Source organism: Pseudomonadales bacterium, from assembly GCA_013215025.1.
Lineage (GTDB): Bacteria > Pseudomonadota > Gammaproteobacteria > Pseudomonadales > DT-91 > DT-91.
The window spans coordinates 1-13,935 of the sequence record JABSRR010000058.1; the positions used below are offsets into that span (position 1 = coordinate 1).

The following is a 13,935-nucleotide window of genomic DNA, read 5'->3' on the forward strand; positions in this document are numbered from 1 at the left end:
GCCTCAACATTGTACCTAAGCCCGGTCACGGTGTTGCGGTTCGCTTACTGCCAGACAATGCACCATTGCAGCAACGCATTGCAGGCATGGATGGCCTCACCATGTACGATGCTGAAACCATAGAGTATATGCAAACACAGCATGCCGAGGTAGAACAGCGACTGGGCAAACTGCGCGCGAGGCTTAAACCTCTGTGCTACAGCGTATACCCAAATTTATCCTTATTGTGGCCGAATAGCACTCTGCGCGTTAGCCACCCGCGCGGCGCGGGTAAAACCGAGTATTGGAGCTGGTGGGTGGTTGATAAAGATATTCCCGACGCGATTAAGCTGAAGCTGCAAAAAAACTATACCTTTTTATTTGGCCCAGGCGGGCTGTTAGAGCAGGAAGACAGCGAGGCTTGGTCGCAACAATATATTGGTAACTGCACCGACTACGCTGACGACCAGCATCTGTTTTTTGGCTTAGGTGCTGGCGAGGAATATCCACACCCCGAGCTTCCCGGCATGGCGGGCAATATTGTTAATGAGTTTTACGCCCGTGAGTTTTATACCCGTTGGCGCCATGAATTAGAACAGGGTATGCAAAGCGATCAGAGTCACGACGCCTTGCTCGCTTTTAACCGATTGGATTAAGCCTATGAAAGCTGTGACATCTGTTAAACAATACTTGGCGATTCAACAATTTTATTATCATGAAGCACGATTACTGGATAGCCGGCAATATCAAACCTGGATGGACCTACTGGCACCCGGCATCGAATATACCATGCCGAATCGTGCCAATACTGGCACCAATATACGTTTAAAAAACAAAGAAGAAATGCTGTGCTTGCAAACCGAGTTAAGTCGAGGCATTGAGCCACCGCTGCGCGATGACGACTTTATGACGCTAACGTTTCGTGCCAACCGCCCAACCAGCGCGACAGCCATTGCCGACAACCCCTTACTGCGAACCGTGCGTTTGGTTAGCAATATAGAGGCGTATCAGCAAAGCAGAAAATCGTTTCAGGTGTTTAACAATGTGTCTTTGTCTTATAGCAGACACGGCCAGGATAATTATCAATTTTATTTTCAACGTCGCGATGTTTTAACCAAGATTAAAGGTGAGATACGCTTGCTGAAGCGCGAGATCATTTTGGATTGGAATATTATTACCGCACCCACGGTTGCATTGATACTTTAAATTGAAACTTTAAATTGAAACTTTAAATTGAAACTTTAAATTGATACTTTAAGGCGCAAACTATGCTGTTTAGACTATGCCTGTGGCTCTTAGCCAAACGCATTCAATACCTCACTGACACGCATCCACAGTTTCAACAGCTCATTGCTCGCAGAGCCTGTGTGATCAGTTTTGAACTGGCTAACAGTTCCGCCTGTCGCTACTTTGAGTTCAAGTGGGGCAAAGTGAACTCTGAGGCAAAGCGCCACAGTCATGCCAGTTTGAGCTTTCAAATTAGCTCGGCTAAGGATTTTCGTTACCTACTGTGGATTATGGCGAAAGATCCACACAATAAAAGCCAAATGATTACCTTAATCCGGCAGGCAAAAATACGCTTTGCTGGTGATATGTCGCAGCTTACTTGGTTTATGCAGATTGCCGATTATTTTGCCCCGCAAAGCTTTGCGGCAAAAAGCTCTGATACCGCAGAACAAATTCAACCGTAGGGTTTAGATTACAACTCGGAGTAAAATAAACTATAAAGCACTCAGCATTAATCTAAAATGGGCTTCCAATCCCACCATTCATGCATACCATCTTGACGTTCTGACTGCGTGCGATACACACCCCAATGCACCTTATAGCTGCCATCAATTTGAAATTGAAATGCCTCCATCAAGGGCGGCACTTTAAATAGGTTTTCAGCATTACCGTCAACCGCTAACACCACAGCGACATCCGGATCGACATGATGTACAACACCGGATGCTTTTTTCTCGTGCATGAGCGTGGTTTTATCAAGATCAAAGTATTGAATACATACTTCCAGTGGCTGGCCTTTTAAATCGTCTAAATTCATGATGTATCTGTTTTGAAAACCTAGGCCGTCAGTTCTGCATGAATATTCGATAATGCAGTCATAGGTTCTTTTGCTTGAGTAATCGGCCGTCCGATCACTAAATAATCAGCACCATTCGCCACCGCCCTGCTTGGCGTCATAATACGCTGCTGATCGTCTGTGCTTGAGCCTTGTGGGCGAATACCGGGGGTGACCGTGACAAAATCATCACCGCAGAGCTGCTTGATTGTTGCCGCCTCTAAGGCTGAACACACCACCCCATCAGCGCCTGCCTTAGCCGCAAGCTGAGCAAGCTTTGCAACCTGCTCGGCAGCTGTTGGCAAACCGAGTTCGTCTAAGTCGTCTTGGCTCATAGACGTAAGCACGGTGACGGCAATCAATAGTGGTGCTTTATCGCCATAAGGCTTTAAGGCCTCTTTCGCCGCGCTAATCATTTTACTGCCGCCTGAAGCGTGCACATTCACCATCCATACACCCAGCTCTGCAGCACTGGCTACGGCTTTTGCCACGGTGTTTGGAATATCGTGAAATTTTAAATCTAAAAATATATCAAAGCCTTTGGCCTGCAGCTGCCGCACTAAATCTGGACCAAAACGGGTAAACAACTCCTTGCCAACTTTCAGCCTGCACTGGCTCGGATCAAGCTGATCAACCAGCTGATACATCACATCAATATCGTCGAAGTCTAACGCGATGAGTATGTTTTTATCTTTCATATTAACCTTAAAAATTTAGTCGCCATCAACGCCACGTTGACGACGGATAGTATCCCAACCATGACACTGTGGGCACTGCCAGTGTAATTGCTTGCCAGCAAAGCCGCATTGTCGACATTGATAATCGGCCTTATCTTTTAATACATCTTTTACGATTCTGTGAATCAGCTGTATATTTTGCCGACTCACATCTTTAATACCTTCTTTTTCAGACCAGTTAAATTGTCGATAGGCATCAAAATAATAATTTAAACCGCGCAAGGTGGGACGCTTTCTTACCGCGGCATCTAAAAACGCATAGGCCTGCTCTGCATCTCGCGATGACAGTGCTAAAAATAGGCTTTTATCTAGCGCGACCGATGAATATTGCGACTGCCATTGCTGCAGCAGCTCAATTTTCTGTTCGCTATCGGGCGCCAAATAGTCATCGAGCATCGGCAGTGCTTCAACCAGCAATGAGGCATCTTGCGACGGCAGTAAAGACAGATGTTGTAGTGCAGCGGCGTTATTTTGCCGCTCAAAATTGAGCTGCGCCAGTAATAATGTTGCACGCGCACATTCTGGATGCGCTAGCAATGCCTGATTCAAGGCTGACTCTGCTTGTAAAAAGGCATCGTCTTTTAGAGCGGCAGACGCTATCTCACAATAAAACTGCGCTATTTCTACCTGACGCCTGCCTGCCACCAAGGTTTTATCGTTAATCGCTATCCGGTCGTGAGGATACAGCTGCTCTGCAATTAAGATCGCTTTGCGCCACTCTTTCTCAAGCTGATAAACCTGCAGTAGCAATGCTAAGGCGGTTTGTTCGCTTTCTTTCGAACTATTGACCACATTAATCAGCAAGCGCTCTGCACGATCAAGCAAACCCGCTTTGATATAGTCTCTTGCCAACTCGGTGGTTGCGGTTCGAATTTGACTGGAATTCAGCTTGGCCCGCTTGGCATGGCTGAGTAAATTATTATGAATAACAATCGCCCGATCAACTTCACCTTTGCGGCGCAGCATATTAGCCAAGGCATTATGTAACTCAAAATTTGTGCGATTGACCTGCCATTCACTGACCAATGACTCAATCGTATGGTCTGTTTGTTCATTCAGTAGAAACTGCAGGCCTTTAAAATATGACTCACGCCAGGCGCGGTATTTGAATTTTTTTAGCCATAGCTGCGGTGGAAAGCTTGCGAGCAGCCAGCCTAGCGCCAGCGCCAGAAAAAGAAAAAAGAATAAACTCAGTGAATAGCCGCTATCTGGCATTGCTATTTATAAGCCAGCGCGCTTTAAATCAATTCGGGCTTTATTCAGCTGTTTGCGGTAATGCATGACCCAGCCAAACGCAGCCACGATACCGCTTAAGCCGCCGGCAATAAAGCTGAGTATCAAGGCCAGTTCAACCGGCACCTGATTTAGCTGAATAAACAAGAGATCAAGATCTAAGAGCTGATGATTAGCAAGAGTAAAGAACACCACGTAAGCGGCAAGGGCAAGAGCAATAAGCGCGAATAGTATACGGCGTATCAACTGCTGCATGGCATCTTAATCATTAATAGAAGCATTCACGCGTTCGCGCATTTCTTTGCCGGGTTTGAAGTGTGGCACGTATTTACCGTCTAACTGTACTGACTCGCCAGTTTTAGGGTTGCGGCCTTTGCGCGGCGCACGGTAGTGCAGTGAGAAGCTGCCAAAGCCACGAATTTCGATACGTTGGCCATCTGCTAGGGCGTCTGACATTTGTTCTAGGATAGTTTTCACTGCCAGCTCGACGTCTTTCGGCGATAATTGTGGCTGCATCTCAGCAATGCGCTCAATCAACTCAGACTTTGTCATCAGAAAAACCCTATTATTCTCAATATCTTAACCCTTAAAAACGGATAATAGACCAAGCGTTTCGGCAAATCTAGCCTTTAAACGAAAAAAGCCGCACTGGTGTGCGGCTTTTTAGAGACGGTAATAAAATGTATAAATAACAGAAGGTTATTTATCCATTTCCTGCTTGATCAAATCACCGATGGTCGTCGCTGAAATATTTTCAGATTCTTTCTCTTTCTGTGCTTTTAATGCTTCTTTTTCATCAGCAATTTCAAGCGCCTTGATTGAGACTTGAACCGTGCGGTTTTTACGATCAACGTTAACAATCTTAACTTCAATCTCATCACCCGCAGTTAATACGCTGCGAGCATCTTCAGTACGCTCGCGCGCAATGTCTTGAACTTTCAAGATCGCTTCAACTTCATCAGCTAGGGTGATAATCGCGGCTTTTTCATCAACTTCTTTGATGGTGCCTTTAACAACGCTGCCTTTATCGTTGGCATCGGTGTAGCTACCAAATGGGTCATCTGCTAATTGCTTAATGCCTAAAGAGATGCGCTCACGCTCTGAGTCAACCGATAAGATAACGGTGTCAATCTCGTCACCTTTCTTGAATTGACGCACAGCTTCTTCGCCCGCTTCGTTCCAAGAGATGTCTGATAAGTGCACAAGGCCATCAATGTTGCCATCAAGACCGATGAAGATACCGAAATCGGTAATCGACTTGATCGTACCTGAAACTTTATCGCCTTTTTCGAATTTACCAGCAAACTCATCCCAAGGGTTAGCTTGACACTGTTTGATACCCAGTGAAATACGACGACGCTCTTCATCAATCTCAAGCACCATCACTTCAACTTCGTCACCTAAAGAAACAACTTTCGATGGGTGAACGTTTTTGTTGGTCCAATCCATTTCAGAAACGTGAACAAGACCTTCGATGCCCTCTTCAAGCTCTGCAAAGCAGCCGTAATCGGTCAGATTGGTAACAACAGCTTTCGTTCTCGCACCGATTGGGTAACGATCTTGTACATCAACCCAAGGATCAGAGCCTAACTGCTTAAGACCTAGTGATACACGGTTCTTTTCTTTGTCAAACTTAAGAACGCGAACGTCAATTTCATCACCCACAGCAACAATTTCTGATGGGTGCTTGATGCGCTTCCAAGACATGTCAGTGATGTGAAGAAGACCGTCAACACCACCAAGGTCAACAAAGGCACCATAGTCGGTAAGGTTTTTCACAATACCTTTAGCCACTTGACCCTCTTCAAGGGTAGCAAGTAACTGCTCACGCTCTTCAGAGTTTGCTTGCTCAAGTACAGCGCGACGAGAAACAACAACGTTGTTGCGCTTGCTGTCTAGTTTGATCACTTTAAATTCGAGAGTTTTGCCTTCAAGGTGGTTGGTGTCGCGAATTGGGCGAACATCAACTAATGAACCCGGTAAGAAAGCGCGAATTGTTTTCACGTCTACAGTGAAACCGCCTTTCACCTTACCAGAGATCAGACCCATCACGACTTCGTCGTTTTCATTGGCTTTTTCTAGCTCTTTCCAAGCTTCAGCACGCTTAGCTTTTTCGCGTGAAAGCTTGGTTTCACCGAAACCGTCTTCTACGGCTTCTAAAGAAACTTGTACTTCATCACCAATTTGAACCGATACATCACCGTTCTCATCGATAAATTGGGTTTTTGGGATAACGCCTTCAGATTTAAGGCCAGCGTGAACGGTTACGAAATCACCGTCAACATCAACCACGATGCCGGTTACAATTGCGCCGGGTTGCATTTCTAGAGTTTGTAAACTCTGCTCAAAGAGTTCCGCGAAAGATTCGCTCATGTGTCACCTACTATGGGTTCACCGTATATCCTGACCTTATACGGGGTTAGTTTTTTAATGAATAGCCGTTTAACTGGATCAGGTTTGGCGTCAAACCACTATTCAAATTCTGTTGCAGATTCTTTTAGCTGCAATCTTTTAGCTACAATTTTTAGCTACTTCGGCTTAAGGAAAGCTAGGGTAATAGCGCTAAAATTTTTGCCAGCACTTGATCAATGCTTAACTCAGTGGAATCAATGACCACCGCATCATCCGCTGGCTTTAGAGGCGCTACTTCGCGATTCATATCACGTGCATCGCGCGCTTGTATATCCTCTAAAATGGCGCGGAGATTAACCGAATTACCGGCCTCCGTCAACTGTTTATAACGACGATTGGCGCGCTCTTCAGCCGATGCCGTTAAATACACTTTTATTGGTGCGTCGGGGAACACTATCGTGCCCATATCTCTGCCGTCGGCAACCAAGCCTTTATCGCTTGCAAAAGCGCGCTGACGCAGCAATAAGGCCTCTCTTACCGCAGCAATCGGTGCCACTCTTGAAGCCGCTGCGCCGCCTTCTTCTGTGCGCAACTGGGCAGTCACTTCCTCACCGTCAAGCAAGGTTAATAAGACCTCGCCATCTAGCTTGAATTCGATATCTAAGTTGCGGGCTAATTCGGCCACCGCAGCAACGTCTTCAAACGCAATCCCAGACTTTAAACAAGCCAAACCACACAAACGGTAAATGGCACCACTATCTAAAAATGCCCAGCCCAGCTGCTTTGCTAGCCGCTGGCTAACAGTACCTTTACCAGCGCCTGAGGGGCCATCGATTGTGATCAGTTTTTTGTCTAATGCCATGATTTTGCGCACCAGCACAGCCTGTGATTGATCATTGCTGATTAACCACTTAAGAAGTGTAGGTGAATTCTCCGTGATTGCTTAGCCTGAATGGGTGAAAAAGGCGCGCATTTTAAACTACTTTTGTGATTTATAGAAATCCACGGCTTCTGCAATCGCACTATCGATGCCGTCGAGCTCCCAACCTAGCTCATCAACGGCTTTTTGATGTGACAGCGGCCAGGTTTGATACATCAGCTTGACAGAATTATGGGTGAGTACCGAATCTTTGCGCAACAGGCGCATCAGCGACTCAACCAAAAACACCAATGCCGATACTAAAGGCGTTGGGCAAGCAAACCAGGGTGGTCGACGGCCAGCATAGGCGGCGGCTTTGCTAAACAGCTCTTGGTTGCTCATAAAACGGTCTGAAATAATATAGCGCTCGCCTGGGCGACCTTTTTGCGCCGCCAAGATAAGGGCTCTGGCAGCATCTTTCACATTGACCACTTCAGAGGCCGCATTTAGATACACGGGCGCCCTACCCAGCGCCACTTGCTTAATCAAATTACCGTGTGGCGTCGGCTGAACATCTTGATCGCCGTAGGTATTTGACACACAGCAGGCAATCGCCGGAAAGCCTTCTTCTTTTGCTGCCAAAAGTAAATAATGTTCTGCTAAACAACGACTTCGCATATATTCAGTGAATAGCGAAGCGGTATCTGGATAACAGTCCTCATTGGCGACAGCCTCATTTTCGGCGCGGCCGATAGTCAGCAAAGAGCTTGTTAGGACAAAACGCTGAATATGGGCTTTCTTAGCCGCAGCTATCGCGTTAATGACCCCTAAGACATTGGTTTGATACAGCGGGCCACTATCGGTTAACCATGCGCCTGTATTTACCGCCGAGTGAAATACCGTATCGCAGCCCTGCATTGCGTTTACCATGCTGTCAGTATCTGAAACATCACCAAAGCTGGTTTCGAAACTTAGGCCATCTAACATGCTGATGTCACTCGTCGCCCGCACCATAATTCTGACGGCTATATTTTGTTTAATCAGCTCGCGCACGAGGTGAGCACCGACAAAACCTGAGGCGCCGATCACTAAAGCTTTATTGATTTGGTATGACATGATTTCCCTAATGCTGATTATGTGTGCAAAACCGGCTAACCTTAATTGTATCAACTGAGAAATGCAATCAGAGCCAAGCTGTCGCTATCACAATAGGCAGGTGATATCTAAACAGCTGCTGTATAATCACGCCCTGTCACATATCAACCTTTTACCGCCAGATGAAGCTACCTGTTACAGAAATCTATGATGAACTGATCGAGCTATTTCAGACACAGTCATTAATTTTGCTACAAGCACCGCCAGGCGCAGGTAAGTCAACCTGGTTGCCGCTGCAGTTAATCCGCGATCAAAAGTTTCAGAAAATCATCATGCTGGAGCCTAGACGACTGGCCGCGCGCAATATTGCCAACTATCTCGCTCAATGCCAAGCAGAGCCACTGGGCCGGTCCATCGGCTTAAATATTCGCCACGAAAAATTCAGCAGCTCAGAGACACAGTTAGAAATTGTTACCGAGGGCGTGTTAACGCGCATGCTACAAAGCGACCCTGAACTGCACGGGGTTGACTGTATTATTTTAGATGAGTTTCATGAGCGCTCGATCAGTGCCGATACTGCGTTAGCCTTTGCGTTAGAAAGCCAGGCTACCTTGCGCGAAGATCTAAAGATTTTATTAATGTCGGCAACCCTCGAGTCTGAAAAGATTCAAGCCCGATATCAATGCCCTGTTGTCAGTTCCGCTGGCCGCAGCTTTCCAATTGAGACAGAATATCATCCGCTGCAGAACGAACAGCTTTGGTTGGAGGCTATGCCGCGTCTAATTCAGCGTGCAATGCGTGAGCAAGCAGGCAGCTGTCTGGTATTCTTACCCGGCCAGCGAGAAATACAGTTTGTCGCTGAGCGCTTGGAAAACCTATACAAGGCTGAAACCAAGCTGCACATTTATCGACTCTTCGGCGAGCAAGATAAAGCGCTGCAACAAGCCGCCATTGCCCCCTGCCTGAATGGCGAGCGAAAAATTGTACTGGCGACCAATGTCGCTGAAACCAGCTTAACCATTGCCGGTATTCGGATTGTCGTTGACAGTGGCAAGCGGCGGGCGCCGAGTTTCAATTTAAATACCGGGGTAACAGCGCTGAAAACCGTCAATATTTCCCTGGCTTCAGCGACTCAGCGCGCTGGCCGCGCCGGCAGACTGGAGCCTGGCGTGGTTTATCGCTTAGGCTCTAAAGAACATTTTTTACGCCGAGAAGCGTATGATTTGCCAGATATTTTATGTTCAGACATCAGTGATTTGATGCTGGAGATAAAACAATGGGGAACCGAATTATCAGACCTTCGCTTACTGGACAGCCCCTCTGCTGCGCAACAACAACAGGCTTTAGCATTATTAACTGCGCTGCAGGCAATAGATGCTAACCGCAATATCACCGCACTGGGGCGAGAGATCCTATCGCTTGGCACCAATCTTCGCTGGGGGCATATGCTGCTGCAAGCCCGGGCGCTTGAACATAAGCTACCTGGGATTGAAATACTGAGCATTTATTTTGTCACCCTGTTAGAAAGCCGGCTGAGCAAATCACGCGACTTAGCGTCGGCTCTGCGNACACAATTTCTCAAGCCTGAGGCTTTATTTTCTCGCCAATTATCGCGCTGGCTAAAACGCTTGCGCCAGCCAGTGGCCAAATCACTTCATTTCGAGTACCTGCCTATTTTGGTAGCACTGGCCTACCCTGACCGCATCGCTAAAAAACGCGGCCAAGGTTTTCTGATGGCTAACGGTTCTGGCATCGCGCTAACTCAAGACCATTGGCATGAGCAAGAATATTTAGCGATTGCTGAGTTGGGCGGCCATAATGGTCAGCAAATATTTTCAGCCATCGCCATTCAGCTTGAAGATATTGAAGCCCATCTTGCACATTTGATTAAGCCGTCAGAGGTGGTTGAATTTGACGCTACAAGTAAGCGATTTATTGCAGAGCAACGGCGCATGTTGGGGGCTATCATTATCGATCGCAAAGCACTAAACAACAGCATCACTGCCGAGCAACGCAGCAATGTGTGGATCAAGCTGATTCGGCAAACGGGCCTGAGTCTGTTTAATGAATTCCAAGACAGCCCAAGCGGCAAACATCATAGCTCTGCAGCACAGCTGTTAATACGTATGACGCTGGCCTATACCGAGATTGGCGACCCTTTCCCGGCCATTAATGAGCAGTATTTACTGGATCATTTAGAGCAATGGCTTAGTCCTTTTCTCGACGAGATCAAAAGTTACGACCAGCTGCAAAAATTATCGATAGTGCAACCGTTGCTTAACTGTTATGACTGGCATAAGCAACAGCAATTGGATCAATTGCTGCCAAAAACCATGACCGTGCCAAGCGGATCGTCGATCGCGCTACACTATCAACTCAATGGGCCGGCGAAACTCTCGGTGCGAATACAGGAAATGTATGGCTTGGAAACGACGCCAAGCATCGCTAACGGAAAAATTAAATTATTGATCGACTTATTGTCACCAGCGCAACGATCGCTGCAGCTAACAGACGACCTACAACATTTTTGGCAGCATAGCTACCGCGCTGTGCAGAAAGAAATGAAAGGCCGCTACCCAAAACATTTTTGGCCAGACGACCCAGCAACAGCGCGCGCCACCCACAAAACAAAAAAATATATGTAGATTTGCTGGCTACTGCACGCCCGCCATGTCTAATTCATGCTGAATCAAGGTGATACACTGCGAGGCAAATAACATGGTGGGGCCTAGGCTGATCTTTTCCACACCCAAACGCTTAAAGCTGTTATAGGCTTTTTTCGGCATAGGAATATGGTCGGTGAGTAAAAAGCAAACATTTTCAGGAAAGTCGACATCGCGAATAGCCTGCCCTTTCTTGTCCATCATGTAAACCTGGTAGTCTTCAACAAGCTCTTGCAGTAACTTTTCGAAGCTTTTAGTCGCAACCGACAAGCCCGCTTCAACCTCTACCGACTGCTCTTTACTTAAGCCTTGAGAAGCATCGAGCGCTTTGCAAATTTTTGCAAGCCAGGCTTGCTCGTGAAAGCCGCCAATATTGGCGAGCCTATCACTATCAAAATGAATGGTTCGTGAGAAATCTTGCGTGCTTTCTAGTACTAAATAAACCTGAACATGGCTTCGATGTGACTGTGCAACAAATATCGCATTCATCAGACTATGCGCTAGGATTTCCGCATGTGCATCACCGCCGACCTCAGCCAGCAACTTTGCGCTGTCGGTAGGCGCTGAACGAGCTCGAATAACAAAGGCGCGCATAGCTTAGGCTTGTTACTTTGTTTGCATAAATTTATTTACCGCAACGATTTAAGCATCAATCATTTCAAGATTGAAGCCTACGTCATTTGCCAGTGTTAAAAAGTTAGGGAATGAGGTTGCCACATTGTCTACACCTTTGATCAAAATCGGCGCCTCGGCAATTAACGACGCTACGGCAAACGACATAGATATACGATGATCATGATGAGACTCGACTTCACCACCAGCGATGCGCTTGTCGGTGCCACCAAGGCCCTGAATAACAATGCCGTCTGCTGTCGGATGTGCATCCACCCCTAACGCAATTAGGCCGTCAGCCATGACTTGAATACGGTCAGACTCTTTGACCCGCAGCTCCTCTGCGCCGGTTAATACCGTTTCTCCGCTTGCTGCAGCGGCGGCAATAAACAGCACAGGAAACTCATCAATCGCAAGCGGCACATCTTTTTCATTAATCTTGATGCCTTTCAGCTCACCACCCTGCACTCGAATATCAGCAACCGGTTCGCCACCTATTTTACTTTCGTTCAGCAGTGTAATGTTAGCACCCATATCACGCAGGATATTAATAATACCGATGCGCGTTGGATTGATACCCACATGCCTAAGGGTAATATCACTGCCCTTGACTAAACTGGCGGCGACCATGAAAAAAGCCGCCGATGAAATATCAGAGGGAATATCAATATCAGCGGCCTGCAATTTGCCACCACCGACAACAGCGCGCGTTGGACCATCAACTTCTACCGCATAGCCAAATGCTTCTAACATGCGTTCAGTATGGTCACGCGTTGGTGCCGGCTCCGTAATAGAGGTTTTTCCGTCGGCATAAAGGCCTGCCAAAAGCACACAGGATTTAACCTGCGCAGACGCCATCGGCAAATCGTAATGAATCGCCTTCAGCGCAGCTGTACTTGCCTTAATCTTTAATGGCGGTGTACCCCCCTCGGCTGTATCTACGTCTACATTCATTAATGCCAGAGGATCAGTCACACGCTTCATCGGACGCTTTGATAATGACTCGTCACCAATCATTTCAACATCAAAGCCTTGACCCGCTAACAGCCCTGATAATAAACGAATCGACGTGCCTGAGTTACCCATATCTAAGGCTGCACTGGGCGCTGTTAAACCGTGCATACCAACACCGTGAATGGTCACTTTGCCATCCTGCGGGCCTTCTATTGCGACGCCCATAGTGCGAAATGCATTTAATGTGGCTAAGGCATCTTGCCCCTCTAAAAAGCCGGATACATGCGAGGTGCCCTCTGCTAAAGCGCCAAACATAATAGAACGGTGAGAAATTGATTTGTCACCCGGCACACGGATATCACCACGCACTATGCCCTGTTCAGCAGGGGCGCCATCAATCGTAGGTTTTGCAATAAAGTTATATTGACTCATAAAAGGGTTTCATTAAACAGTAAAAAGCGTTGGGGTTATTTGGCAGGTTTTGCCTGGCGCTCGGCAAGCAGCTTAGCAAACTCTTCGCGTGAATCTTTAGCACGCTCAAACATACTTAAGATAGCCTCACTATCATTGCTTTGCATAGCCGCTTCTAATTCATCAAGCTTGGCACGAAAATCACCCATGATGTCTAAAATAGATGATTTATTGGCTAACATAATATCGTGCCACATNACCGGATGTGATGCGGCAATACGNGTAAAATCACGAAANCCGCCGGCCGCAAAGCGAAAGATTTCGACATTTTCTTCCTCACTGCGCAGCGTATCCACCAAGGCAAAGGCAAGCGCATGCGGCAAATGACTGGTTGACGCTAACACTTTGTCATGTTGCGCAATCGGCATGCTCACGACATCTGCACCAACCGCCTGCCATAACTCGGAAACGGTATGCAAGGCAGCCGCATCTGTCTGCGCATCGGGCGTAAGAATGACGTGATGATTCACATATAGATTAGGATTGGACGCTGATATGCCACTTTGCTCAGAGCCAGCTATTGGATGACCTAGGATAAACCAGGGCGGCACCGCGCCTAATTCAGCCACTAACATATCGGCAACTTCACCTTTCACGCTTGCCACGTCGGTAACCACGGCATGCGCTTGACGGTGCGTTTGAATCATCGATATATATTGTTTTATCGCTAAGGTTGGCACGCCTAAGACAATGACGTCAGCCTCTGCAATCGCCTGCGGCAGTTGCTGTAAATCCTCGACCACGCTATCAATCACTGCTAGCGATTGACCTTGATAAAGCAGCTCTGTATTTCTTGCATACGCTGCAACCGATTGAATTTTACCGCGCTGCTTCAAGCCCATCGCCCATGAACCACCGATCAGACCGGCGCCGATTACCAGCATTTTTAAGTTCGCTAGATGAAGCTCGCTCATACCT

At 47.1% G+C, this 13,935-nt stretch carries 15 protein-coding genes; 4 read left to right on the forward strand and 11 right to left on the reverse strand.

What is annotated here, in order from left to right; all coding sequences use genetic code 11:
* From HRU21_05995 to HRU21_06005, 3 genes are all read left to right on the forward strand, one after another.
* Positions 1-635, forward strand: a 635-nt coding sequence (locus tag HRU21_05995; GenBank protein ID NRA41846.1) for an aromatic ring-hydroxylating dioxygenase subunit alpha, incomplete at its 5' end; no start/stop codon positions are given.
* 4 nt (positions 636-639) lie between these two features.
* Entirely contained in the window at positions 640-1,185 is a 546-nt protein-coding gene (locus HRU21_06000) for a hypothetical protein (GenBank protein ID NRA41847.1), read from the forward strand.
* 62 nt (positions 1,186-1,247) lie between these two features.
* Complete coding sequence (locus HRU21_06005) at positions 1,248-1,670, forward strand: hypothetical protein (GenBank protein ID NRA41848.1); 423 nt, start codon at positions 1,248-1,250, stop codon at positions 1,668-1,670.
* Positions 1,671-1,717: 47 nt separating this feature from the next.
* On the opposite strand, the gene HRU21_06010 is transcribed toward HRU21_06005, so the two are convergent.
* The 8 genes from HRU21_06010 to HRU21_06045 form a co-directional block, all read right to left on the reverse strand.
* Positions 1,718-2,023: a hypothetical protein gene (locus HRU21_06010; protein ID NRA41849.1), complete on the reverse strand. Its 306-nt coding sequence runs from the start codon at positions 2,021-2,023 to the stop codon at positions 1,718-1,720.
* Positions 2,024-2,043: 20 nt separating this feature from the next.
* Positions 2,044-2,739 (reverse strand): orotidine-5'-phosphate decarboxylase, encoded by a 696-nt coding sequence (gene pyrF / locus HRU21_06015; protein NRA41850.1) that lies wholly within the window; start codon positions 2,737-2,739, stop codon positions 2,044-2,046.
* A gap of 15 nt (positions 2,740-2,754) precedes the next feature.
* Positions 2,755-3,993, reverse strand: a complete 1,239-nt coding sequence (locus tag HRU21_06020; protein ID NRA41851.1) for a hypothetical protein — start codon at positions 3,991-3,993, stop codon at positions 2,755-2,757.
* 6 nt (positions 3,994-3,999) lie between these two features.
* Entirely contained in the window at positions 4,000-4,266 is a 267-nt protein-coding gene (locus HRU21_06025; protein ID NRA41852.1) for a LapA family protein, read from the reverse strand.
* 6 nt (positions 4,267-4,272) lie between these two features.
* A complete protein-coding gene (gene ihfB / locus HRU21_06030; GenBank protein ID NRA41853.1) occupies positions 4,273-4,563 on the reverse strand; it encodes an integration host factor subunit beta in 291 nt (96 codons plus the stop codon).
* A 147-nt stretch (positions 4,564-4,710) separates the two neighbouring features.
* Positions 4,711-6,384, reverse strand: a complete 1,674-nt coding sequence (gene rpsA, locus HRU21_06035; protein NRA41854.1) for a 30S ribosomal protein S1 — start codon at positions 6,382-6,384, stop codon at positions 4,711-4,713.
* Between the two features lie 175 nt (positions 6,385-6,559).
* Positions 6,560-7,225, reverse strand: coding sequence for a (d)CMP kinase (cmk, locus tag HRU21_06040; protein ID NRA41855.1), 666 nt, complete (start codon positions 7,223-7,225; stop codon positions 6,560-6,562).
* Between the two features lie 117 nt (positions 7,226-7,342).
* Positions 7,343-8,338 (reverse strand): NAD-dependent epimerase/dehydratase family protein, encoded by a 996-nt coding sequence (locus HRU21_06045; protein NRA41856.1) that lies wholly within the window; start codon positions 8,336-8,338, stop codon positions 7,343-7,345.
* 161 nt (positions 8,339-8,499) lie between these two features.
* Here HRU21_06045 and hrpB point away from each other — a divergent pair, with 161 nt between their 5' ends.
* Entirely contained in the window at positions 8,500-10,962 is a 2,463-nt protein-coding gene (gene hrpB / locus HRU21_06050) for an ATP-dependent helicase HrpB (protein ID NRA41857.1), read from the forward strand.
* Positions 10,963-10,971: 9 nt separating this feature from the next.
* On the opposite strand, the gene trmY is transcribed toward hrpB, so the two are convergent.
* Genes trmY through HRU21_06065 form a run of 3 tightly spaced genes read right to left on the reverse strand, consistent with a single transcriptional unit; the run spans position 10,972 to position 13,931 of the window.
* Entirely contained in the window at positions 10,972-11,574 is a 603-nt protein-coding gene (trmY, locus tag HRU21_06055) for a tRNA (pseudouridine(54)-N(1))-methyltransferase TrmY (GenBank protein NRA41858.1), read from the reverse strand.
* A 48-nt stretch (positions 11,575-11,622) separates the two neighbouring features.
* A complete protein-coding gene (aroA, locus tag HRU21_06060) occupies positions 11,623-12,978 on the reverse strand; it encodes a 3-phosphoshikimate 1-carboxyvinyltransferase (GenBank protein ID NRA41859.1) in 1,356 nt (451 codons plus the stop codon).
* Positions 12,979-13,013: 35 nt separating this feature from the next.
* Complete coding sequence (locus HRU21_06065) at positions 13,014-13,931, reverse strand: prephenate dehydrogenase/arogenate dehydrogenase family protein (protein ID NRA41860.1); 918 nt, start codon at positions 13,929-13,931, stop codon at positions 13,014-13,016.
* Positions 13,932-13,935: the final 4 nt, after the last annotated feature.